The sequence below is a fragment of the Rhizobium johnstonii 3841 genome, assembly GCF_000009265.1.
GTDB lineage: Bacteria > Pseudomonadota > Alphaproteobacteria > Rhizobiales > Rhizobiaceae > Rhizobium > Rhizobium acaciae.
Genome location: NC_008380.1, coordinates 2,644,447 through 2,666,001 on the forward strand (window position 1 = coordinate 2,644,447; position 21,555 = coordinate 2,666,001).

Consider the following 21,555-nt stretch of genomic DNA (forward strand, 5'->3'; position numbering starts at 1 on the left):
TTATTGGCCGAGACGGGCAAGAAGGGCAGCGGCGCGCGGCGCCGGCCAGCGACGCACGACGAGGGGTTCGGTTCCGGCGGTAACGTCAACGCCCTCGCCCGGCGACAGCACCACCGGCTCGCCGGCCGGCCGGCGAACTGCGACGCTGCCTCTGACGACCAGCACCGAGGTCTGGCCGCCTGCGACATCGACAGCCCATTGTGTGCCGCGCACGGCCGCGATCGCCTGCGGCGTCACGACCTGGAAACCGCCGGCGTGCTGGGTGTTATCGACATCGACAAGAATGGCCTTGCGGCGCAGCGATGCCGAATCGGGACTGCCGTCACGGTTGCGGTCGACAAGGCTGTAGGCCGCGCCGGCTTCTGCTGTCACCGTCACGCCGCCGGGACAACTGAGCACCTGGCGGGCGCCGGCATCACGCGATACCGTGCAGCCGGCAGACTGCGCAAAGGCCGCCCCATGCGGAATGAGGCCGGCAGCGAGTGCGGCGGCAAAAAGGCTGCGAAACGTCGTATTCATGGAAAGTCCCCTTGACCGTGCGGAACAGCTCTTTCGAAAGCGCCCGCCAACCGTCTTCTTCCCAACCGTCTTCTTCGATCTAAGACATGATAGCCGAATTCAAATATTTCCCTAGGCAAAAAAGCAAATCGGCGCAATCGCCGGCGGAATTATTACGCTCTATTATCGGTTTCAGGCGCCGGTCCGGTATAACGCGCCCGCGGCCGGATCAATTCGCCGCTGTCGATCTGTTCCATTGCATGGGCAAGCCAACCGACTGAACGGGCAAGCGAGAAAATGATGATCGGCGCCTCCCTTGGGAGATCGAAGGCGGCGGCCATTGCGGCAAGCGCGAAATCGACGTTGACCTTCTCGCCGACCATCTCCTCGCCCACTTCCCGGACCTCGGCAAATTGCGGCGGCAGGGGGAAGTGCGACAGCAGCGCCAAGGCCCTGACATCGCCATCGGGATAGAGCGGATGGCCGAAGGCCGAAAGGCGATTGCCCTGGGCAAGCGTACGGCGGATCGCCTGCTCCGCCCCAAGGGTGGAAGCGGTCTCGATCAAGGCGCCGACGCCCTGCCAGGCAGCGCCGTGCAGCGGCCCTGTCAGTGTCGCCAGACCGGACAGCACGGTGGCCGAAAGCGCTGCACCCGCCGATGCCGTGACCCGCGCCGCAAAGGTCGAGGCGTTGAGTTCGTGATCGGCAAGCAGCACCAGCGCGCGGCGCAGACAATCGGCTGCATCCGGCCGCTGCCAGCTTGCTGCAAGCCTGAGATGCAGCGGCCGGTCGGAAGGCCCCGGCGCCAGCGCATCAGCGACCGTGCAAAGAACCCCGCTTGCTTCACGCCGAAGTGCTGCCTGCGAGCGGCCGAGCGACGGCAGATCGGATGTCACCCGCCCCGCCAACGCCAAGAATGCCGCCTGAAGCGACGGAGAGGCATGTCCGGTCCCGCTGCCGGAGGAGAGTCTTTCCGCGCCGTTCCAGAGCAGTGCCGCCGTCTGCTCGAGCGTCGCGACGTCAGCGAAACCGGCCGCATCCTTTCCGCGATAGAAAAGCCGTCCGCCGATGATGGTGGAGATTGCCGACGACAAAACCGGATCGCCCCAGCGGATCGCCTCGGCGGCGACCGTTTCGGTCCTGCGGCGGCCGGCATGGCGTTCGGCAAGCCGCTGTACGTCGGCAGCCTGGTAGAGGCTGCGGCGCGGGTCGGCGGGATCCGCCTTGGCGCGGATGCGCCCGCGGCTGACATTGGCATAGAGCGTCTGCGGCTTGGTCTTCAACGCCCGCAACGCCTCTTCGGCAGTCAGCCACGATATCGGAACCTCACATTGATCAATTGCATCAAGATTGACGTCAATGAGACTAGGTCCGATCATCCCGGTCGTAAAGGAGAAAACGATATGAAAAACGGCTTGGAAGATGTCATTGCTGCCGAAACGCAGCTTTCGGATGTCGATGGCGAAGCGGGACGACTGATCATCCGCGGTGTATCGCTGGATCACCTGGTTGCAGACGGCACCTATGAAGGCGTCGCCGCCCTGTTGCTCGATGGGCTGATGGAAAAAAGCTTCGACGAAGCGGAATTGGGCGACTGGTTGGCGCAGGCGCGAACGAGGATTTTCGGCCATATCAAGGCCGCCGATGCCGCCCTGCTCGCTTTGCCTCCTGTTGATGCGATGCGGGCGCTGATCGCCCGCCTGCCCGACGGCGAGGATTTCGATACCGCTCTCAGCCTTCTGGCTGCGCCCGCAGTTTTCCTGCCGGCGATCCTTCGCAAGCAACGCGGCAAAAGACCGATCGCGCCCGACGCCTCGCTGTCTCAGGCGGCCGATATCCTGCGCATGCTGACCGGAAAATTGCCGACCAGGGAGCAGACGTCAGCACTCGACACCTATCTCGTGACGATTTCGGACCATGGCCTCAATGCCTCGACCTTTGCATCGCGCGTCATTGCCTCGACGCAGGCCGGCCTCACCTCTTCCGTACTCGCGGCGGTCAGCGCGCTGAAAGGGCCACTGCATGGCGGCGCGCCCGGTCCCGTGCTCGACATGCTGGATGCGATCGGAACGGCGGAGAATGCTTACTCGTGGCTCGGCGAAGCGCTCGACCGCGGCGAAAGGCTGATGGGCTTCGGCCACCGCATCTATCGCGTCCGCGATCCGCGCGCCGATGCGCTGAAGGGCGCGCTGAAGCCGCTGATATCAACCGGACAGGTGAACAGCGCCCGCAGCGCTCTGGCGGAAGCCGTGGAGGTCGCTGCATTGGCGATCCTGAAGGCACGCAAACCGAACCGGCCGCTCGACGTCAATGTCGAGTTTTATACCGCGCTGCTGCTCGAAGCGCTCGGCTTTCCCCGCGAGGCCTTCACCGGCGTCTTCGCGATCGGCCGCACCGTCGGATGGCTGGCCCATGCCCGCGAACAGGCGCTCGACGGCCGGCTGATCCGGCCGCGCTCGGTCTATATCGGGCCGCTACCGGCGGCTGCGTGAAGATTGAATTCGGCGGCAGCATGTCCTGCCGCCGATCCCTAACCGCCGACGAAAGCGGCCAGATTGCCGAGCGTCGAGCGGCACCCTTCCTCATTGTCTTCGAGGCGGATCCCGGACGGAATATTGCCACAGACCATCGTCACATCGGTGCCGCCATCCGCAGGCGACAACATCGTGCTGACGGTCATCTCGCCGGAAAAGCCCTCGTCCTCGGAATCGAAGATTGTTGCCCAGACGATCCGTTCGTCGGGCACGAGCTTGGCAAAGCGGCCTTCGAACCTGTCTGTCTTGTCGGAGGTCTTGCCCGGTTGCGATGTCTCGTCGTCGGGATAGACGAGCGACATGCTGAAGGCACCGCCTTCCCTGCCCTCGAAGGCATGGACGATGCCCTTCATGGTATCAGGCGGAAGCCAGGTGGCGACCGCATCTGCATCGAGGAAGGCGCGGTAGATGCGCTCGCGCGGCGCTGCGATGAAGCGTGAGACGGTCGTGCTGCGTGAAGGGGTCATGCCGGCAAGTTAGCGCAGGCTTGGATGTTATCCAGATCGCGTCTGAAACAACGCGATCTGGTGCTGTCAGTCGTCAGACGAGACGGCTCTGTTCCGTCGCCGCTTCTATGAAGCTGGCAAACAGCGGATGCGGGTCGAGCGGCCGGCTTTTCAGTTCCGGGTGGTACTGTACGCCGATGAACCAGGGGTGATCGGGATATTCGATCGTCTCCGGCAGCACACCATCAGGCGACATGCCGGAGAAGACGAGGCCGCAGTTTTCAAGCCGGTCCTTGTAGTCGACATTGACCTCGTAGCGGTGGCGGTGACGCTCGGAAATATCGGTGGAACCGTAGATATCCGAGATCTTCGTGCCCTTCTTCAGCGCCGCCTTGTAGGCACCGAGGCGCATCGTGCCGCCGAGATCGCCGGCTGCCGTGCGCTTCTGCAACTCGTTGCCCTTGACCCATTCGGTCATCAGGCCGACCACCGGCTCTTTCGTCGGACCGAATTCGGTCGAGGAGGCACCGGACACGTCGGCGAGATTGCGCGCCGCCTCGATGACCGCCATCTGCATGCCGAAGCAGATGCCGAAATACGGCACCTTGCGCTCGCGGGCAAAGCGGGCAGCGTGGATCTTGCCTTCCGAACCGCGTTCACCGAAGCCGCCGGGCACGAGGATGCCGTGCACCTTTTCGAGATAGGGCGCCGGATCTTCCTTTTCGAAGACCTCGGACTCGATCCATTCAAGATTGACCTTGACGCGATTGGCGATGCCGCCGTGATGCAGCGCCTCGATCAGCGACTTATAGGCATCCTTGAGGCCGGTATATTTGCCGACGATCGCGATCGTCACCTCGCCCTCCGGCGTGCGGATGCGGTTGCAGACCTCTTCCCACGGGTCGAGCCGCGGCTTCGGCGCCGGCTCGATACCAAAGGCCGCGAGCACCTCGTCGTCGAGGCCTTCCTTGTGGTAGGCTATCGGGACATCGTAGATGTTGGCGACGTCGAGCGCCTGGATGACGGCAGACGGGCGAACGTTGCAGAACAATGAGAGCTTACGGCGTTCGGCTTCCGGAATTTCGCGGTCCGCCCGCACCAGCAGGATATCGGGATGAATGCCGAGTGCCTGCAGTTCCTTCACCGAATGCTGCGTCGGCTTGGTCTTGAGCTCGCCGGCCGCCGGAATATAGGGCATCAGCGTCAGGTGAACGTAGACGGCGGTGCCCCGCGGCAGGTCGTTTCCGAGCTGGCGGATCGCCTCCATGAAGGGCATCGCTTCGATGTCGCCGACCGTGCCGCCGATCTCGCAGATGACGAAGTCGTAGTCGTCATTGCCCTCGATGACGAAATCCTTGATCTCATTGGTGACGTGCGGAATGACCTGCACCGTCGCGCCGAGATAGTCGCCGCGCCGTTCCTTGTCGATGATGTTCTTGTAGATGCGGCCGGTGGTGATGTTGTCGGTCTTGGTCGCCGAACGCCCCGTGAAGCGTTCGTAGTGACCGAGATCGAGATCGGTTTCCGCGCCGTCGTCGGTGACGAAGACCTCGCCGTGCTGGGTTGGGCTCATCGTGCCCGGATCCACGTTCAGATAGGGGTCGAGCTTGCGAAGCCGAACCCGATATCCACGGGCCTGCAGTAACGCTCCGAGAGCCGCGGCCGCAATTCCTTTTCCGAGAGAGGAAACCACGCCGCCAGTGATGAATACGTATCGCGCCATGGGATTCACCGGATACCTTTTCAAAAACGATTCCACCAGCCCAAAAATTCTTTTCCAGAACTTTCGATGCGTGGCGCAGAAATCTGAACAAAAGAAAACCGGCAGACCCGAGGGCCTGCCGGCGGTTTATGTCGAAGACCGGTTTACTGTCCCGTCGGGACGCCGGAGGGCTGAGCCGGTGCCGGCGTAGCCGGAGCTGCAGGCGTTGCCGGTGCAGTCGTTGCCGGAGCAGTCGTTGAAGGCGCTGTGGCCGCCGGGGCCTGAGTGCCAGTTGCCGGAGCTTGAGCGGCGGGAGCCTGCGGTGCGGGTGCTGCCGCGCCGCTGCTCGGAACGCCGTTGCCGGCCGGCGGGGTTGCCGGAGCCTGCGCTCCGCCGAGCGAATCGAGAATGCCGTTGCCCTGGCCGCCTGTTGCCGGAATGCGGTCGAGAATGTCGCTCGGACGGCCCTCGTAACGCGTCAGGATGCCGAGGCCGAGCGAAGTCAGGAAGAACAGGGTCGCAAGGATCGCGGTCGTGCGCGTCAGCGCATTGGCCGTGCCGCGGGCCGACATGAAGCCGGAACCGCCGCCGATGCCGAGGCCGCCGCCTTCCGAGCGCTGAATGAGCACGACGCCGACAAGGGCGAGCACGATCATGAGATGGATGACAATCAATACGGTCTGCATGGGTCCAGTCCTGCCCGCCTGGAGACGGACAAAGTTAAGAATTCTGGCGGCTCTTTACATGAGGCTTTCATCTATTCCAAGCCCTTCAGCCCGGAATAAACTCGGGAATAAACCCAGGAATAAAAAATGCCTCAGGCGAGCAGCGCCTCATAGGCCCGGTAGATGGCGAGGAAGTCGGCCGCTTTCAAGCTCGCTCCGCCGATCAGCGCGCCGTCGACATTGGCAATGCCCATCAACTCATGGGCATTGGCCGGCTTGACCGAGCCGCCATAGAGAAGACGCATCTTGCGGCCTTCGTCGCCGAAGCGGACCGCAAGCTCTGCCCGCATGAAGGCATGCGCCTTTTCGACATCACCTGATGTCGGCGTCACGCCGGTGCCGATCGCCCAGATCGGCTCGTAGGCGATGACTGTGCTCTCAGCGGTGGCGCAGTCCGGAACCGAGGCGGAAAGCTGGCGCTTGATGACGTCGAGCGCCTGGCCTGTCCGGCGTTCATCCGCGGTCTCGCCGATGCAGATGATCGCCGTCAGCCCGGCAGCAAAGGCGGCCTCCGCCTTGGCGCGTACCAGATGATCCGTTTCGGCATGGTCGGTGCGCCGCTCGGAATGGCCGACGATGACATAGGTGCCGAAACAATCGGCAATCATCTCGGCCGAGATGTCGCCGGTATGCGCACCTGATGGGTTCTGATGGCAGTCCTGAGCGCCGATCGCCAGCGGGCTATCGGTGCACAGCGCCGTCGCCACATAGAGCAGCGTCGCCGGCGGGCAGATCAGCGCTTCGACCTTGTCGGCCAGCGGCGGGCGAACACCCTCGGCGATCGTCTTGATCTGATCCAGCGAGGCACGCATGCCATTCATTTTCCAGTTTCCCGCCACAAGCGGGCGTACATCAGGTGTCATGCTGGCCTTCCACAATCTGCTTATGCCTTGGGCAATATCAAAAGCTTGCAGCAAAGAAAAGCATCATGCCCTTGACGTAAGGGGAATCTCTGCGATCCCGCGCATATTTCTGCCGAAAATCGTCAGCTACAGCGCCGCGTGTCTTTTCAGACACGCCAGGGTAGCATTTTGAATACACGCATCGGCTCGATTCACTCTAGCCGGCGAGAATCCAGTTCAACACCCGACGCCAGTCGATCATCCGGATCGGCGTCCCGTGATTGCCGGTCTGAAACAGCGTGAAACGCGCCGGATATTTTGCCTTGTGCAGGCTTTCGAACAGCGCCTGCTGGTTAGCGGCGGCATAGACCGGATCGCGGCTGCCATGGGCGAACCACAGCGGCAGCTTCGCCTTGTAGAAGGCGCTTCTGGTGAAATCGGGATCGGTGACCCCGCTCATGATCAGCATGCCGTTCAGCCGCTTGACGCTGTCGCTGTCACGCGCAATACCCCAGCAAACCTGGCTGCCCATCGAGGCGCAGGAAAGGATGACCGGCCGGCCGGGCGATTGCGCGCTGGCATAGCGGATGAGGCCGCTGATCGCCGCAACGCCGCTGCTGTCGAAGCTCCTGACCGTCGGCGAATAATAAACGCCGCCATTGCCGGCGACGAGGTTCTTGAGGCGGTTGAAATTGCCGCCGAAGCTGTAGTCGTTGGCGCCGAGCCGCCGGTCGCCGTCGCGCCCATGGATGAAAATCACCGTAAAAGCGGCATTCCCGGCCGGTCCCACCCTGGTGACATCGAGCTTGATGCCGTCGAGAGACAGCGTCTCGTCCGCTTGCGCCTTGCGGATTCCGAGCGCCACATATTTCTGCTGCACCCGCTTTTGCGGGATCTGGTCGCGGCCGTTGATATCGCGCATCTCGTCATAATCGATGACCTCGAAGGCGCCGTCATCACCTGTCTGCAACACGGTCTGCTTCGAAAACAGGTCGTCCTTGAAAGGCGGCAAAGCATCGGCTGCCTCTGCCGGACCAACAGCGGACAGGATGGCCGCGGACAAGAAAAACGCCGCAATTGCGGTGATGATGGTGCAATGACTTGTGGACATTCGCATTCGGATGGTTCCTGAAGCCTGCCGCCGCTTGCCATTCCGCGCCCGGCAACGCAAATCATTTGGGAAAATCCCGCCAAGTCCGGCGGTGTCGCGTATAGAAGTGCTTTCTGGCAAAATCTGTCTGATTCGCAAACGTGGCATGAAATGCGGTGATTTTGGGTCGGCGGCGGATGCCCCAAGCCGGACCTAAGACAGGATGAAGATCTGAACGGCTCCATGGACGATAGCAACGACCTCTTTTCCGGAATGCCCCTCTCTGAAAAACGCGAGGAGGCGCAGAAGCCTGCGGCGCCCGCCGAACGGCCGCCGGTGACGGCTGCGCTCGCCGCAGCGGCAGCACCCCCTGCTGCCGGAGCCTCCGCACGCCCGGCGCCCGCCGCCTCGAACTCCGATGATTACGGCGCCTCGTCGATCCGCGTCCTCGAAGGCCTCGAGCCGGTGCGCATGCGCCCGGGCATGTATATCGGCGGTACCGATGAAAAGGCGCTGCACCACCTCTTTGCCGAAGTCATCGACAATGCGATGGACGAGGCGGTCGCCGGGCACGCCAATTTCATCGAGGTCTATCTCGACCTCGAGGGATATCTCACCGTCTCCGATAACGGCCGCGGCATCCCGGTCGAGAACCATCCGCAGGTGCCGGGCAAGTCGACGCTCGAAGTCATCATGACCAAACTGCATGCCGGCGGCAAATTCGACGGCAAGGCCTATGAGACCTCCGGCGGCCTGCACGGCGTCGGCGTTTCGGTCGTCAACGCGCTCTCCGACGACCTCGAGGTGGAGGTGGCGCGAAACCGCAAGCTCTACCGCCAGCGTTTCTCCCGCGGCCTGCCGCAGGGCGGCCTCGAAGAGTTGGGCGACGTCCACAATCGCCGCGGCACCCGCGTGCGCTTCCATCCCGACCCCCAGATCTTTGGGGATCACATGAAGTTCGACGCCGCTCGCGTCTTCCGTATGGCGCGCTCCAAGGCCTATCTGTTCGGCGGCGTCGAGATCCGCTGGAGCTGCGAGGCGGGCGTGCTGCCCGAAGGTTCCGAGGTCCCTGACAAGGCCGTGTTCCACTTCCCCGGCGGCCTGAAGGACTATCTCCAGGCGACGATGGGCAAGGAGTTCACCGTCACCCGCGAGATCTTTGCCGGTAAGACCGAGAAGACCAGCGGCCACGGCTCGATGGAATGGGCGATCACCTGGTATGGCGGCGATCCGCAGGTGCATTCCTATTGCAACACCATCCCGACGCCCGAAGGCGGCACGCATGAGGCCGGCCTTCGCATCGCATTGACCAAGGGCCTGAAGGCCTATGCCGAACTGACGCAGAACAAGCGCGCCGCGCAGATCACCACTGACGACGTGATGATCTCGGCCGTCGGCATGCTGTCGGTCTTTATTCGCGAGCCGGAATTCGTCGGCCAGACCAAGGACAAGCTTGCGACAGTCGAGGCCCAGCGCATCGTCGAGAACGCGCTGCGCGACCCCTTCGACCATTACCTTGCGGACAATCCGAACGAGTCGGCCAAGCTGCTCGACTGGGTGATCGAGCGCGCCGAGGAGCGCCTGCGCCGCCGCAAGGAAAAGGAAGTCAACCGCAAGAGCGCTGTGCGCAAATTGCGCCTGCCCGGCAAGCTCGCCGACTGCTCGCAGAACACCGCCGAGGGTGCCGAACTCTTCATCGTCGAGGGTGATTCGGCAGGTGGTTCGGCCAAGCAGGCGCGCAACCGCGCCAATCAGGCCATTCTGCCGCTGCGCGGCAAGATCCTCAACGTTGCCAGCGCCGGCCGCGAAAAACTCGGCGCCAACCAGCAGCTCGCCGATCTCATCCAGGCGCTCGGCTGCGGCACGCGCTCGAAATACCGCGACGAAGACCTGCGCTACGAGCGCATCATCGTCATGACCGATGCCGATGTCGACGGCGCCCACATCGCCTCGCTGCTCATCACCTTCTTCTACCAGGAGATGCCGGAGCTGGTGCGCGGCGGCCATCTCTTCCTCGCGGTGCCGCCGCTTTACAAGATCACTCAAGGCTCGAAATCCGCCTATGCCCGCGATGACAATCATCGCGCCGAGCTGATGCAGACGGAGTTCAAGGGCAAGGCAAAGGTCGAGATCAGCCGCTTCAAAGGCCTCGGCGAAATGATGCCCGCCCAGCTCAAGGAAACCACGATGGATCCGTCCAAGCGCACCCTGCTCAAGGTGCTGATCGACGAGGTGGATTTCGAAGGCACCCGCAGCGCCGTCGACGATTTGATGGGCACCAAACCGGAAGCCCGCTTCCGCTTCATCCAGGACCGCGCGGCTTTCGCCGAAAACCTCGATATCTAGGTGACAATCCAAGCTAAAAGTGGCCAGATATAGGTGAATCTGGCCACGCCAAGTCCGGCTACGCCGCGCGCGGGATCGGTCGAAGCCCCCGCACTGCGGCGTCTTTCCCTAGTCCCAGTGGGCAGGCGTGCCAATATGTGCCTTGAGCGCCTCGGAGAAGGCTCTGATTTTTGCTGATGGCATCTGAAGCGCCCGCAGGAGGTAGATCCCTGAAGGGCGCTCGTTCCACCGCTCATCTTCAAGAGGCAGTCGAACAAGCCCGCCCGTCTTCACGCTGGGTCCCGCCACCCAGCTGGGAAGGAATGCAATGCCCATACCGGAAAGAGCCGCTCCGTTTAGCGCCTCGAAGTCATCGGATCGAAAAGCGACTTTGTTACTGGCGTGTCCGGCGGACGTGCCGAACAAGTCCGACCATCCCAAAAGATCGTTTCCGTGGAGCTTGTCCAGCAGGCGCTGTTTTCGGAGGTCCCCTATGACCCTCGGTGTCTCATGAACAGCGAGATATCCCTCGCTCGCAACCAGGATCCTGTTCAATGGCGCCAGCTTTGTCGCGATCAGTGAACTGTCCTGCAGTTCGCCCATACGGACGACGAGATCGAGCCTCTCGGCGACAGGATCGGCAAGCCGCTCGGTCAAATCGAGTTCTACGTGAAGATCCGGATGCTGTTGGGCAAGCGCTGCGAGAACCGGGATCACGTACCGTTTCCCAAAGGTTGGAAAGCAGGCGATCCGCAGCGTGCCCGTGACTGCGTCATCGAACGCCGCGACCTCGGCATGGGTATCGGCGAGGTCATCGAGAAGACGCTGCGCCCTGTCGAACAGGTGGCTCCCGGCATCAGTCAGTGCCAATGCACGCGTCGATCGAACCAGGAGACTGACGCCAAGGTCCTGCTCCAAAGCGTCAATCTGGCGGACGATGGCTGAGGGTGTCACTGCTCGGCGTCGCGACGCGGCGGAGAAGCTGCCTGTCCTGACGACATCGACATAGACAGCAAGATGCTCGGCGAACCTGGGATCCTTCATCTTTGCCTACGACGCAAAACCGTTTCGAGCATTCAGTTCGTTATCATCTGCAGGCATTAAGCGCACATTCCTTCTCGTCAACGGGCAACACCCCCAATCAACAGAAGGAACAACACAATGGTCAAGGTCCTAGAAGACATTCTTTCGCAGTCGGCATACTCCGCCGAAATCGAGGTGCCTCTCGAAAAGGTCAACATCGCGGACTGGCTCTTCAATCTGCCTGAATCCGAGTATCTGCGCTGCTGCCCGCCCGATCACATCGCAGCAGGAGTAACCTGGACGGACGATGGTCGCAGGATGTCGATCAACGTCGAACAGATCGGGTCAGGCCTGGTGGTCCAGCACTATGTAGCCGAAGTGGCTGAGCCCGCTTACTGCCGCATGAACTCCATCTCTGACGTGTTCACCGCAAACGGCCGCACCCAGGTCAACGTAGTTTGGGAGCTGATCGCCGAGAAGGTCGACGATAGCCGCACCCGCTACACCAACCGCGTCACCGCTCATCCGACTGAGGCCTTCATGGACTTCCTCGCGGAACATGGCGTCGAATACAAGGATGCGGCGGCTGCCCGTCAGGTCGCTGGCGGCGACCACAACAGACGCGAGACCCCGCTGTTCGCCGCGAGCATTGCCCGCCGCGCACTGGCCAAGTGAGGTCGTGCGATGAAAGCGATCGTTTTCGATGACTTCGGCGGTCCAGCGGTTCTCAGACTGGCCGAGGTTCCTCTGCCCGACATCCGGCCAGACGATCTCCTGGTCAAGGTGAGGGCTGCAGGAGTCAATCGAGCCGACATCCTCCAGCGCGAGGGTGTCTACGGCAGCCAAACCTATGGAGACAGCTCCATTCTAGGTTTGGAAGTCGCCGGAGAAGTTGTGGCTGTTGGTAAGAGCGTCCGCGACTACGGAGTTGGAAATCGCGTCATGGGAATCGTGGGGGGTGGTGCATATGCTCAATACGCTCGTCTCGACAGCGGCATGGCAGCGCGGATCCCGGAAAGTCTTTCGTTCATCGAGGCGGCCGCCATCATGGAAAGCTTCGTAACGGGCTGGGAGGCTCTCGCCCATCTCGGGCAGGTCGCCAAGGCAGAGACGGTTCTCGTCCACGCGGCGGCGGGCGGCATTGGTTCGGCTACCGTTCAACTCGCAAGATCCGCTGGCGCTAGTGTGCTGGCGACCGCGTCTGACGAAAACGTCGAAAGGGTCCTGTCACTCGGCGCGGCGGCAGTCTTCGATTACCGCCGAAGCGATTTCGAAGCCGAGGTGATCGACTTCACTGCTTCGCGCGGCGTAGATCTCGTGATCGACTTCGTCGGCGGCGCATATCTTGCTCGAAACATCCGCAGCCTCGCACCCGGCGGACGGCTTGTACAGGTTGGCCTGCTCGGCGGCGACGGCGACGCGATAATCCCGCTCGATATCGTGCTGCACAAACATCTGCGGATCATGGGGACGGTCATGAAGTCGCGGTCTCGGGACGTAAAACGGGCGATGGTCGATCGTTTCAGACAACATGTCCTGCCGCGGCTCGGCGGCGAGATCGTCCCAATCGTTGCCGCTACCTACCCCCTAGCGCAGGCGGCGGAGGCACAGCGAAGGATGGAGACCGGTGGGCTGTTCGGCAAGGTGGTACTCGACTTTCGTGATCCAGCACCACACGGATGGCTCGCTCACTGACCTCATGTGAAAACTTGTTCGTTGTCTTGCTCATATCGGCTCCACTCTCTCAGAAATTGGAGCCTCCGGCAAAACCGGTGCGGTTCAGCTCCCTCAATGGGCAATCAAGCTGGAGGTCGTCGAAACATTCATGCATGAATACTGTTCGTTGGATCGGCTCGCCGGAATGCATCGAGTTCGTCTATGGACGATGAAGAAGAGGCTTGACGACGCTAGTGTGCCGCCAGCGTTTACAGCTGGAGAAATACCCTTCTATCGTCGCGCACCCGGCTTTTCTGTGGGCCGTTTTCGTTGGCCATTTCTGGGTGCTTGGTTGGCCAAGTCTCAGTGTGTTTTCAAATCTACGACGCTTGATATCAATATGTTACAGGCAAGATGGCCAGTACCTCGATAGGTTTCTCACTAGGGTGCCATCGAGCGCGCCAGACGGTCCGATAGAGACGGGTTCGACGCGCCGCATTTTAGCATCGACGATTTCACGGAACTGACGAAGAACCGTAACAACTCCGTCAAACAACCGGCGCATGAAGCGGTCGGCGCGCCTTCCCCGGGGGAGCATTTGCGCCGGTCGAACCGTTTTCAACCCTTGCCGGATATTTGTCATGACCAAGCGTTTTCTCGCGACTGCCGCTTTCGTTCTCCTGTCCAGCACCGTCAGCGCCACCGATATCGGCACCACTTTTGAGACCGCCTGCCCCTTCGGCGATTGCGCCGCCGGCATTTCGCTATCTTATCTCGGTGAGTTCGTCATCCCGACTGGCCACATGGAAAACGGCGTTGAGTTCGGCGGCATTTCCGGCCTCGATTTCGATGCCGCCACCGGCCACTATATCGCCATCAGCGACGACCGCTCGGAAAGAGGCCCGGCCCGTTTCTATGAGCTCGACGTCGATCTCGACGCGTCGGGCCTCAAGGGCGTTTCGGTCGTCAAGCAGGTGACGCTGAAAGAAAAGAACGGCGAGCCCTTCGCTGCCCGGAGCGTCGATCCGGAATCGATCCGCCTCGGCGAGGACGGCATCTATTGGGGCAGCGAAGGCGACGGCAAGGCGCTGCTGGCGCCCTTCGTCCGCGTCGCTTCGCCGGACGGTTCCTTCGTCCGCGAATTCAAGCTTCCGGAGGGCTTTGCGCCGACCGCGGACAAGTCGACCGGCATCCGTGACAACCTCGCCTTCGAGGACCTTGCCATCGCGCCTTCCGGCGATGTTTTCGTCGGTGTCGAAGCCGCCCTTTACCAGGATGGCCCGAAATCCTCGCTGACGTCAGGCAGCCTGTCGCGCATCGTCCGCTACGACGGCGCCACCGGCGAGCCCAAGGCTGAGTACGTCTACCCCGTCTCACCGATCCCGCAGGCAGCCACCAAGGCCGACGGCGGCAATGACAACGGCATGTCCGAGATTCTTGCCCTCGACGATCACCGCCTGCTCGCCGTCGAACGCAGCTATGCCCAGGGCTTCGGCAACAACATCAAGATCATGATGATGGATCTGACTGATGCCACCGATGTATCCGCTATCGTTTCGCTCGCCAAAAACGACCAGCGCGTCGTCCCCGTCCGCAAGAGCCAGGTCCTCGATTTGAGGGCGATCGGCCTCGTTCCAGACAATATCGAGGCGATGTCGCTCGGCAAGGCCAAGGACGGCACCGATGTTCTCATTCTCGGCTCCGACAATAATTTCTCGACCAGCCAGAAGACGCAATTCTATGCCTTCAAGGTTCTCAGCCGTCCGCAGCAGTAAGACGCCCGGGTCTGAAGGTCGACTAGCGACGCTTTGTATACGCTTTCATGGTGCGGACCTTGAAACCGCCGGGGTGATGGCCCATAACCAGAGTACAAGAAAAAGAAGAGGCGCGCGTGGGTGTGTTCGACCGTCAGAAAAGCAATCATGAACCGCGATGGCTCGGATCGTCGGCGCAGACGCGCACGCCGCTGATTCCCTCCATTTCGGCGGCGCGCTGGCTGCTGGTCCTGGTCGTCGCTGCCGGCGTTTATTTCTTCTACGGCTTCCTCGTGCCGGTGCTCGCAGCCCTCGTCATCGGCTTTGCCAGCTGGCCGCTCTACCGCAAGCTTCTTGCCCGCGTCGGCGGCAATACGACGATCGCCGCGACCATCGCCATCATCCTGATCATCACCTTCCTGGTCATCCCGATCGGGCTTGCGGTGACCTATACGACGGGCGAAGTGCGCACCTGGGTCGCCTGGGCCATCCACGCCAACCGCGCCGGCGCGCCGACACCCGACTGGATCGTCGCATTGCCGTGGGCCGGCGCCTATCTCGATGAAGTCTGGACAAAATATATCGGCAGTCCCGGCGCGCTCGGCGAGGTCATCCAGGCGGTCAGCGGCGCCAATATCGGTAACATATACCGTGCCGTGCTGGCGGCCGGCGGCGGCGCTTTCCACCTGCTGCTGACGCTGCTCTTCATGCTGATCGCGCTGTTCTTCGTCTATCGCGACGGCTTCTCCTTCTCCAAGCAGATCGACATGCTGGGCGAGCGCATCCTGCCCAACCGCTGGGAGCGCATTTCCCGCGTCGTGCCGGCGACGATCAGCTCCACCGTCATGGGCATGACGCTGATCGCGATCGGCGAAGGCATCGTACTCGGTCTTGCCTACTGGATTGCCGGCGTGCCCTCGCCGGTGACGCTCGGCGTGCTGACGGGCGTGATGGCGCTGATACCGGGCGGTGCGCCGCTCTCCTTCACGCTGGTCTCCATCTATCTGCTGGCGAGCGGCTCGCATGTCGCCGGCATCAGTCTCTTCGTCTGGGGGACGGTCGAGCTCTTCATCGTCGACAAGACGCTGCGGCCTAAGCTCGTCGGTGGTCCGATCAAGCTGCCCTTCCTGCCGACCTTCTTCGGCCTCGTCGGCGGCGTCAAGACGATGGGTTTCCTCGGCCTCTTCATCGGCCCGGTGCTGATGGCGCTGATCGTCGCCATCTGGCGCGAATGGATCCACGAGGCCCGCAACGCCGACAAGAGCGAGACCGGCCCCCAGATCATCATCGACGAACAGGCCCCGCCGCCGGTCCCCGGTTCGCCGAAAACCATGCCGCGCGTCGCCGAAGGCTAAACATGGTTTCGCAGACCGGCTAGCCCAGCTGCTTTTCCATGAACAGGCTGAGCGGGTCCGGCAGATAGCTGCCAAAGGGCTCGATTTCCCGATATCCGTATTTGCGGTAGAGAGCGATCGCCTCGGGCTGGTAGATGCCGGTTTCGAGCCGGATCGCCGTCAGCCCCTTTTCCCCGGCGATCGCTTCGAGCGCATTCATCAGGCCGCTGGCGATCCTCAGGCCCCTCGCCTCGGGATCGACGAACATGCGCTTGATCTCCGCCGTGCCGTCGCCGGCCTCGACCAGCGCGCAGCAGCCGACGATCGCATCGCCATTGCGCGCGACCAGAAAGCTCACCGAAGGCTTTTCCAGCGCCGAAAGGTCGACCAGATGGTTGCTTTCAGCCGGATAGAGCGATTGCGCATAGGCATCCGAGAGATCGAGAAGCCGGATGACGCCCTCCTGGCGTGGCGGTTCAAGAGCGATGGTGACGGACATGCTGGCTCCCTCTGCCGGCGCGGGACAAAATTTTCCCCGATATGACGAAGAGTTAATGTCCTTGCCTTCATTCGGTTGGAATTGCGCCCTCTAAGGCGATGAGGTGCTCAATAATCAAGGAAGCAGAATATGCAAGCGGTGCTGATCGCGATGACCATTCTCGGCTGCGACGATTCCATCAGCCAGTGCAATTATGTCGCGACGGTCGATAAACGCTGGGAAACCGTTGCCGCCTGCGATGCCGAAGCCGAACGACGGCTGAAGACCTATGTGAATGTCAACTATCCCTCAGTGATCGCGGTGTGCGAGGCGCCGAAAGCCGTCGCCGCCGCCGAGCCGCCGAAACCGGCGCCCGTGCCTGCCACCGCGCCCGAGGTTGCTGTCGCAGCGCCCCAACCCGCAGGAAGTATTGCCGGTTTTGCTGAAGGCATCGCCGGGCAGGTCCGCGCCCATCTGCCCTCGGGCAGAAGCGTCAAGGACACACTGACCAAACCCGTGCACTTCGTCTCCGCCAGCTATTCCTGGGTAGTGACGCGGCTGGCTGATTAGGCGGCCGCGCATCCGACGCATAAAGAGCGCCCTGCTTGTTTTAATGTGATGACAAATCAGTCGGTTGATATGGCGTCAGGCCAAATCTGGGCGCCGTGGAGGACGCGAAGAATACGGATTCGGTCTTCATGCACCACATACGCGGCGATGTAAGGCGTGCTTGGGATTACCAGCTCCCGTGTGCCCGCGATTCTTCCCGGCCTTCCGCTTTCCGGGAATTCGACGAGGCGGCGAACAGCAAGAACGATTTTCTGGTCAACATGAACTGCCGCCCTTGGATTCTCGATCTCAATATATGTGAAAATATTCTCTCGGTCGGACAACGCGTACCTCGCCCAGACAAGCCTCACGATCGATCCACCTGGCTCTTCCGAAGTGCCGCCTCGCGCCTCTTCTCAAAACCGGTCTCGACCTCGGTATCGTCAACATCCGGTCGCGTGTCATGGAGAGCTTCCAGGACTTTCCCGCGAAACCACGCATCGTAAGCGTCACTGTTGCTGATAAGCTCCAGCGGAAGAGCTCCCTCATTCGCTGTGCGGGTCAACAGAATACGGACGACATCCGAGACGGTCAGGCCCATGTTTTCCAGAACAGCCGTGGCGCGATCCTTGACCGCAGCATCTATGCGAGTTTGAACGAGTGCGTTTGACGCCATGTCGGCCTCCTTGAACAAGATGCAATGTAATGCAATTGAATGACGACTTCCAGCGCGATCGGCTACAACACGCGTAAATTCTCGCCACCGATCTGCGGGATGAGATTCACGAATCGGTCGATAACAAATTTCGCGCTAAGCGGCCGCAAGCGCCGCGTAGACGCGGGCCGATTGTCGCCGCTCGTTAACGTGCAGCTTTTCCACCATGTCGAGCAACTCGCCGATCGCGCCATGCGCGTGGTGATGGCGGAATTTTTCGAGAAGACGGCCGCAGACATTGCCGAGCACGCTGCCCGGCGCTTTTCTGGCGGCGTCGCGCCACAGCATCGTCGCCTCTACGAAGATCACGCTGATATCCCTCGGCAGGCCAGCGGACTCATAGAGCGCGCGCACGGCATGCATGCGCCCGGTTGCCAGGATCGAGCGCACGCGGCGCTCGCTGCACGCGGTCAGATCGACGATCGCGCCGGCGAAAAAATCCACCTTGCCGGCACAGAGCGCATGCATCAGGAAGGACGGCGTCAGCCGGCCGTTGAGGCGCAGATGCTGGACGAGATCGGGTATCTCGCGCGGCGCGATGTCGCCGGCGATCGAAACGATGGCGGTCTCGGTCGCCTCGCGGCTGATGCGCTGAAGCCGCTGCAGGCCGATCGCCGCCTGTGCCAGCGGCAGGCCGACCAGCGCATTGCTGACATGCTGGGTCAGTAACTGGCGGGCATCGGCGGGAAGATCGCTGCGGTCGAGAAGCAGGTTGCGAATATCGCAGCAGTCGCCGAGCCGTTCGGCGATGCGTTTCAAAGATAGGCTGGAGATCACCGCGCCGTCATTCTCCAGCAGGCAGAGCAGTTCTTCCTCGTCGCCGACCTCCGCGAGGGCGGCGGAGACCGGGCGTGTCACATGCGCTCTGGCGGCGATCAGCATGCGGGTGGCGCCGTTGCCGCGCGCGGCAAGGTCGACGAGATCGGCGTCGCTCAAAATTGGCGAGCAGGTCACCGCGTGGCAGGCAACCTCGGGCTGGTCTTCGGCAAGCGAAAGGATAAGGTTGCGCGGCGCATCGGGCGACCAAGCGATCGCCTCGGCAAGCGCAAGCCGCACGCGCGGCGACGGATCGTCGAGAAGAAAAGTCATCGCCATTTCGGCCGCCGCCCGCTCATCCGCGGACATTTCGGACTGCAGATAGGCGCGCCCGAGGGCGTTTGCAGCCCGGGCCCGGTCACCGGTCTTGGCCGTTTCGATCCAACGAAGGAAAGCTTCTACGATCACGCGACGCCCCAGCATTTGAACGCGATTCCCTCGCGCTCCATTCAATGCTGCGACCGTAGTGGCAAAAGGTTTAAGATTGGTTCACCATGTTTCTTAAGCCTTTGGACGCCTTGCCGGTTCGGCTCAGCCTTGCTGCGTCTTCGGCCGGATCATCTCGAAAACATCGCTGCCTTCGCTGTAATCCATGTAGCCCATGCGGGCCAAAGGTCGGGCGATCGACATGTCGAGGCGGCCGTCCCTGACGATCGCTTCATCGATACGGATGCCGACCACTTCGCCGAAGACGAGGATGTTTTCGGATGGTTCGCCCGACAGTGTCTTCGGCTCGATGATCTCGGTCACCCTGCATTCGAGCACCGCGAAAGCCTCGCCGACATAGGGCGCGTCGATCAGTTGGGCCGGCTTCGCCGTCAGGCCGGCGAAGTCGAATTCGCTGTCGCCGTAGGGCAGTGCCGCCGAGGAGAGGTTCATCTTCTCGGCGAGATCGCGGCTGACGAAATTGCAGGTGAAGACGCCGGTCTCGGCCGCGTTGCGCTGGCTGTGCTTGCGCCCGGCCGAAGAAAACATCACCAGCTTCGGCCGGTCGGCAACGGCATTGAAGAAGGAATAGGGCGCCAGATTGATCGATCCGTCCCTGCCCTTGCTGCCGATCCAGCCGATCGGGCGCGGCGATACGATCGCCTTGAACGGATCATGCGCGAGCCCGTGCCGGTTGCTGTCAGTGGTGTAGAACATCAGTCGTCTCCGCCGACCCAGGTCACGGTATCGGCAAGCTCCGGCCGCGGCCGCTCGATCGCCGGAAATGTCGTCGAGCCGATATGGATGAAGCCCGCCACCTTTTCATCAGGTCCGACGCCGAGCAGCGGATAGGCGCGCTCGTCATAGGCGAACCACTCCGTCAGCCAGTTGGCGACATAACCATTGGCGTTGGCGGCGAGGATGACGTTGAAGCAAAGCGCGCCGGCCGACATCAGCTGCTCCCATTCCGGGATCTTGATATGCGGCCCCGCCTTGCTGACGATGGCGACGACCACCGGCGCACGGGTGAAACGGCTGCGCTCGACCTGAATCATCTCTTCGGAAAGGTCGGGCTTTGTCTGAAGCGCCAGCGTCAGAAGTTCCTCGCCGAGACGCACGCGCCGCTCTCCGCGATAGACGATGAAGCGCCAGGGCGCGATCTTGCCGTGATCGGGAACACGCGAGGCAAGGCGCAGGATCTCCTCGATCTCGGCCTTCTCGGGGCCTGGTTCGCACATCTGGAAAGCGGGGATGGAGCGGCGCACGGCGAGGTAGTCGATCAGCTTGATATCGGATTTCATACGGGAGAAGCTCTCATTTTTATGCTGCTGCAAAGGGTGGGTCTTGAATTTGCCATCGCGTTGGTCTTGAAGTGACCTTTGCGATTTCAGAAGTCAATCGGTTCACGAAACAGATGTTTGGCATTTTGCCTTTTGCACGCATCGGCCTTGCCATTGCCCTGATGGTATTGATGCCCCTCGGCGCCGGCGCTCAGGATGCCTTCAAGGAATTCAAACAGCTTGAATCGACGCCGAAGATGCCGAAGCTCGATGCCTTCATCGCACCCGGCACGGTGCCCGCAGGTGTCAAGCTGCGCGACGTCCCGATGGAAGCCAAGCTGACGGCCGACGGCACGCCGGTTGAGGAGGGCCTTTCCTGGTACGTCTTCAGCCCGATCGCCGGGACCGATGGCAAGCTGCCGCTGATCGCCAGCGCCAAGGGCGGGCCCGCCGCCTTCCAGCTCGCCCCCGGCGATTATTTCGTCAACGTCTCCTTCGGCCGCGCCGGGGTCACCAAGAAACTGACCGTGCCCGCTGAAGGCGAGGTCGACAAGCAGGTGATGGTGCTCGATGCCGGCGGTCTGCTGCTCAATGCCGTCTCCGGCGCCGATGCCCGCATTCGCCCTGACCAGTTGAGCTTCTCGATCTATTCCTCGGAAGTGCGCGACGATGGCGAGCGCGGCCTCGTCGTGGCCGATGTCTCGCCGAATACCGTCGTCCGTCTCAATGCCGGCACCTATCACATCGTTTCCGAATATGGCAGCGTCAATGCCGTGATCCGCGCCGACATCCAGGTCGAGGCCGGCAAACTGACCGAGGCGACGATCCAGCATCGTGCCGCGCAGATCACCTTCAAGCTGGTCTCCGATACCGGCGGCGAGGCGATCGCCGATACGGCATGGTCGATCCTGACGGCGGCCGGCGACAGCGTCGGCGAAAGTGTCAGCGCCTTCCCCACCATGGTTCTCGCCGAAGGCGGATATTCGGCCGTCGCCCGCAACAAGGACAAGATCTACCAGCGCGATTTCACTGTCGTCGCCGGCAGGAACACCGATGTCGAGGTTCTGATGAAGGACCAGCAGCCGCAGCCGCCGGTCGGCGACGCCGCCCGCACGGTACAGCAGGTGCCTGTGGGCACACCGACACCGCCGGGTGTCCAGCCGGCCCCAGTGGCGCCGCTGCCGTCCTACGAACAGCTCGTGCCGCAGGGCGGCGACGACACCAGCCTCGATTGATTTTTCCGTGAGCGGTTTCGGCTCGAGACGACGTCAGCGCCACTGAGAAGACGGATCGCGGCCAGAAGCCCCCGACCGTGCAGCTCAACAGTGCTCAGGCGCGGATTCCATCATTGGCATAGAGTAT

At 62.1% G+C, this 21,555-nt stretch carries 21 protein-coding genes and 1 pseudogene; 8 read left to right on the forward strand and 14 right to left on the reverse strand.

Going from position 1 to position 21,555, the window contains the following annotated elements; all coding sequences use genetic code 11:
• A complete protein-coding gene (locus RL_RS12915; protein ID WP_003539836.1) occupies positions 1-519 on the reverse strand; it encodes a FecR domain-containing protein in 519 nt (172 codons plus the stop codon).
• Between the two features lie 152 nt (positions 520-671).
• Complete coding sequence (locus RL_RS12920) at positions 672-1,817, reverse strand: citrate synthase (protein ID WP_028741311.1); 1,146 nt, start codon at positions 1,815-1,817, stop codon at positions 672-674.
• Between the two features lie 84 nt (positions 1,818-1,901).
• Here RL_RS12920 and RL_RS12925 point away from each other — a divergent pair, with 84 nt between their 5' ends.
• Positions 1,902-2,990 carry a citrate synthase/methylcitrate synthase gene (locus RL_RS12925; RefSeq protein WP_011652067.1) on the forward strand — a complete coding sequence of 363 codons (1,089 nt, stop codon included), beginning with the start codon at positions 1,902-1,904 and terminating at the stop codon, positions 2,988-2,990.
• Positions 2,991-3,028: 38 nt separating this feature from the next.
• Here the strand turns inward: RL_RS12925 and RL_RS12930 are convergent, their stop codons facing one another.
• The 5 genes from RL_RS12930 to RL_RS12950 form a co-directional block, all read right to left on the reverse strand.
• Positions 3,029-3,499 (reverse strand): SRPBCC family protein, encoded by a 471-nt coding sequence (locus tag RL_RS12930; protein ID WP_011652068.1) that lies wholly within the window; start codon positions 3,497-3,499, stop codon positions 3,029-3,031.
• A gap of 73 nt (positions 3,500-3,572) precedes the next feature.
• The gene (locus tag RL_RS12935; RefSeq protein ID WP_003539844.1) at positions 3,573-5,201 is read right to left on the reverse strand and encodes a CTP synthase; all 1,629 of its coding nucleotides are present in this window, start codon (positions 5,199-5,201) and stop codon (positions 3,573-3,575) included.
• A 143-nt stretch (positions 5,202-5,344) separates the two neighbouring features.
• On the reverse strand, positions 5,345-5,866 hold the full coding sequence (secG, locus tag RL_RS12940) for a preprotein translocase subunit SecG (protein WP_011652069.1): 522 nt from the start codon (positions 5,864-5,866) through the stop codon (positions 5,345-5,347).
• A 131-nt stretch (positions 5,867-5,997) separates the two neighbouring features.
• Positions 5,998-6,768: a triose-phosphate isomerase gene (gene tpiA, locus RL_RS12945; RefSeq protein ID WP_011652070.1), complete on the reverse strand. Its 771-nt coding sequence runs from the start codon at positions 6,766-6,768 to the stop codon at positions 5,998-6,000.
• A 196-nt stretch (positions 6,769-6,964) separates the two neighbouring features.
• Positions 6,965-7,864 (reverse strand): phospholipase, encoded by a 900-nt coding sequence (locus RL_RS12950; RefSeq protein WP_011652071.1) that lies wholly within the window; start codon positions 7,862-7,864, stop codon positions 6,965-6,967.
• Positions 7,865-8,080: 216 nt separating this feature from the next.
• On the opposite strand from RL_RS12950, the gene parE reads away from it, so the two are divergent.
• Positions 8,081-10,183 carry a DNA topoisomerase IV subunit B gene (gene parE / locus RL_RS12955; protein ID WP_011652072.1) on the forward strand — a complete coding sequence of 701 codons (2,103 nt, stop codon included), beginning with the start codon at positions 8,081-8,083 and terminating at the stop codon, positions 10,181-10,183.
• Between the two features lie 108 nt (positions 10,184-10,291).
• On the opposite strand, the gene RL_RS12960 is transcribed toward parE, so the two are convergent.
• Complete coding sequence (locus RL_RS12960; protein ID WP_011652073.1) at positions 10,292-11,206, reverse strand: LysR family transcriptional regulator; 915 nt, start codon at positions 11,204-11,206, stop codon at positions 10,292-10,294.
• Between the two features lie 117 nt (positions 11,207-11,323).
• On the opposite strand from RL_RS12960, the gene RL_RS12965 reads away from it, so the two are divergent.
• The 4 genes and pseudogenes from RL_RS12965 (at position 11,324) to RL_RS12980 (ending at position 15,950) form a co-directional block, all read left to right on the forward strand.
• Positions 11,324-11,860 carry a hypothetical protein gene (locus RL_RS12965; RefSeq protein WP_011652074.1) on the forward strand — a complete coding sequence of 179 codons (537 nt, stop codon included), beginning with the start codon at positions 11,324-11,326 and terminating at the stop codon, positions 11,858-11,860.
• Positions 11,861-11,869: 9 nt separating this feature from the next.
• Positions 11,870-12,781, forward strand: a pseudogene (locus tag RL_RS12970) (NAD(P)H-quinone oxidoreductase); the annotation flags it as partial.
• Between the two features lie 701 nt (positions 12,782-13,482).
• On the forward strand, positions 13,483-14,616 hold the full coding sequence (locus RL_RS12975) for an esterase-like activity of phytase family protein (RefSeq protein ID WP_028741306.1): 1,134 nt from the start codon (positions 13,483-13,485) through the stop codon (positions 14,614-14,616).
• Positions 14,617-14,732: 116 nt separating this feature from the next.
• Complete coding sequence (locus tag RL_RS12980) at positions 14,733-15,950, forward strand: AI-2E family transporter (RefSeq protein ID WP_003539854.1); 1,218 nt, start codon at positions 14,733-14,735, stop codon at positions 15,948-15,950.
• A gap of 19 nt (positions 15,951-15,969) precedes the next feature.
• Here RL_RS12980 and RL_RS12985 read toward each other — a convergent pair whose 3' ends face one another.
• Positions 15,970-16,428 carry a GNAT family N-acetyltransferase gene (locus tag RL_RS12985; protein ID WP_011652077.1) on the reverse strand — a complete coding sequence of 153 codons (459 nt, stop codon included), beginning with the start codon at positions 16,426-16,428 and terminating at the stop codon, positions 15,970-15,972.
• A 129-nt stretch (positions 16,429-16,557) separates the two neighbouring features.
• Between RL_RS12985 and RL_RS12990 the strand changes: the two genes are divergently transcribed.
• Complete coding sequence (locus tag RL_RS12990) at positions 16,558-16,977, forward strand: hypothetical protein (protein ID WP_011652078.1); 420 nt, start codon at positions 16,558-16,560, stop codon at positions 16,975-16,977.
• 56 nt (positions 16,978-17,033) lie between these two features.
• Here the strand turns inward: RL_RS12990 and RL_RS12995 are convergent, their stop codons facing one another.
• The 5 genes from RL_RS12995 to RL_RS13015 form a co-directional block, all read right to left on the reverse strand.
• A complete protein-coding gene (locus tag RL_RS12995; protein ID WP_027667450.1) occupies positions 17,034-17,327 on the reverse strand; it encodes a type II toxin-antitoxin system mRNA interferase toxin, RelE/StbE family in 294 nt (97 codons plus the stop codon).
• Positions 17,324-17,632, reverse strand: coding sequence for a type II toxin-antitoxin system RelB/DinJ family antitoxin (locus RL_RS13000; RefSeq protein WP_011652079.1), 309 nt, complete (start codon positions 17,630-17,632; stop codon positions 17,324-17,326). The genes RL_RS12995 and RL_RS13000 overlap by 4 nt, the downstream gene beginning before the upstream one ends.
• Before the next feature lie 135 nt (positions 17,633-17,767).
• A complete protein-coding gene (locus RL_RS13005) occupies positions 17,768-18,910 on the reverse strand; it encodes a DUF2336 domain-containing protein (protein ID WP_011652080.1) in 1,143 nt (380 codons plus the stop codon).
• 108 nt (positions 18,911-19,018) lie between these two features.
• Positions 19,019-19,630 (reverse strand): flavin reductase family protein, encoded by a 612-nt coding sequence (locus RL_RS13010; RefSeq protein ID WP_011652081.1) that lies wholly within the window; start codon positions 19,628-19,630, stop codon positions 19,019-19,021.
• Complete coding sequence (locus RL_RS13015) at positions 19,630-20,214, reverse strand: nitroreductase family protein (RefSeq protein ID WP_011652082.1); 585 nt, start codon at positions 20,212-20,214, stop codon at positions 19,630-19,632. Before RL_RS13015 ends, RL_RS13010 begins: the two co-directional genes overlap by 1 nt.
• A 113-nt stretch (positions 20,215-20,327) precedes the next feature.
• Here RL_RS13015 and RL_RS13020 point away from each other — a divergent pair, with 113 nt between their 5' ends.
• The gene (locus RL_RS13020; RefSeq protein WP_011652083.1) at positions 20,328-21,428 is read left to right on the forward strand and encodes a hypothetical protein; all 1,101 of its coding nucleotides are present in this window, start codon (positions 20,328-20,330) and stop codon (positions 21,426-21,428) included.
• The last annotated feature ends 127 nt before the right edge of the window (positions 21,429-21,555 follow it).

Coding starts and splice junctions, on each gene's coding strand:
- tpiA (WP_011652070.1), bottom strand. CDS start 6,768: ATGACACCTGATGTACGCCCGCTTGTGGCGGGAAACTGGAAAATGAAT.
- RL_RS12985 (WP_011652077.1), bottom strand. CDS start 16,428: ATGTCCGTCACCATCGCTCTTGAACCGCCACGCCAGGAGGGCGTCATC.
- secG (WP_011652069.1), bottom strand. CDS start 5,866: ATGCAGACCGTATTGATTGTCATCCATCTCATGATCGTGCTCGCCCTT.
- RL_RS12925 (WP_011652067.1), top strand. CDS start 1,902: ATGAAAAACGGCTTGGAAGATGTCATTGCTGCCGAAACGCAGCTTTCG.
- RL_RS13020 (WP_011652083.1), top strand. CDS start 20,328: ATGTTTGGCATTTTGCCTTTTGCACGCATCGGCCTTGCCATTGCCCTG.
- RL_RS13000 (WP_011652079.1), bottom strand. CDS start 17,632: ATGGCGTCAAACGCACTCGTTCAAACTCGCATAGATGCTGCGGTCAAG.
- RL_RS12935 (WP_003539844.1), bottom strand. CDS start 5,201: ATGGCGCGATACGTATTCATCACTGGCGGCGTGGTTTCCTCTCTCGGA.
- RL_RS12965 (WP_011652074.1), top strand. CDS start 11,324: ATGGTCAAGGTCCTAGAAGACATTCTTTCGCAGTCGGCATACTCCGCC.
- RL_RS12915 (WP_003539836.1), bottom strand. CDS start 519: ATGAATACGACGTTTCGCAGCCTTTTTGCCGCCGCACTCGCTGCCGGC.
- RL_RS12975 (WP_028741306.1), top strand. CDS start 13,483: ATGACCAAGCGTTTTCTCGCGACTGCCGCTTTCGTTCTCCTGTCCAGC.
- RL_RS13005 (WP_011652080.1), bottom strand. CDS start 18,910: ATGCTGGGGCGTCGCGTGATCGTAGAAGCTTTCCTTCGTTGGATCGAA.
- RL_RS12990 (WP_011652078.1), top strand. CDS start 16,558: ATGCAAGCGGTGCTGATCGCGATGACCATTCTCGGCTGCGACGATTCC.
- RL_RS12960 (WP_011652073.1), bottom strand. CDS start 11,206: ATGAAGGATCCCAGGTTCGCCGAGCATCTTGCTGTCTATGTCGATGTC.
- RL_RS13015 (WP_011652082.1), bottom strand. CDS start 20,214: ATGAAATCCGATATCAAGCTGATCGACTACCTCGCCGTGCGCCGCTCC.
- RL_RS13010 (WP_011652081.1), bottom strand. CDS start 19,630: ATGTTCTACACCACTGACAGCAACCGGCACGGGCTCGCGCATGATCCG.
- RL_RS12930 (WP_011652068.1), bottom strand. CDS start 3,499: ATGACCCCTTCACGCAGCACGACCGTCTCACGCTTCATCGCAGCGCCG.
- parE (WP_011652072.1), top strand. CDS start 8,081: ATGGACGATAGCAACGACCTCTTTTCCGGAATGCCCCTCTCTGAAAAA.
- RL_RS12950 (WP_011652071.1), bottom strand. CDS start 7,864: ATGCGAATGTCCACAAGTCATTGCACCATCATCACCGCAATTGCGGCG.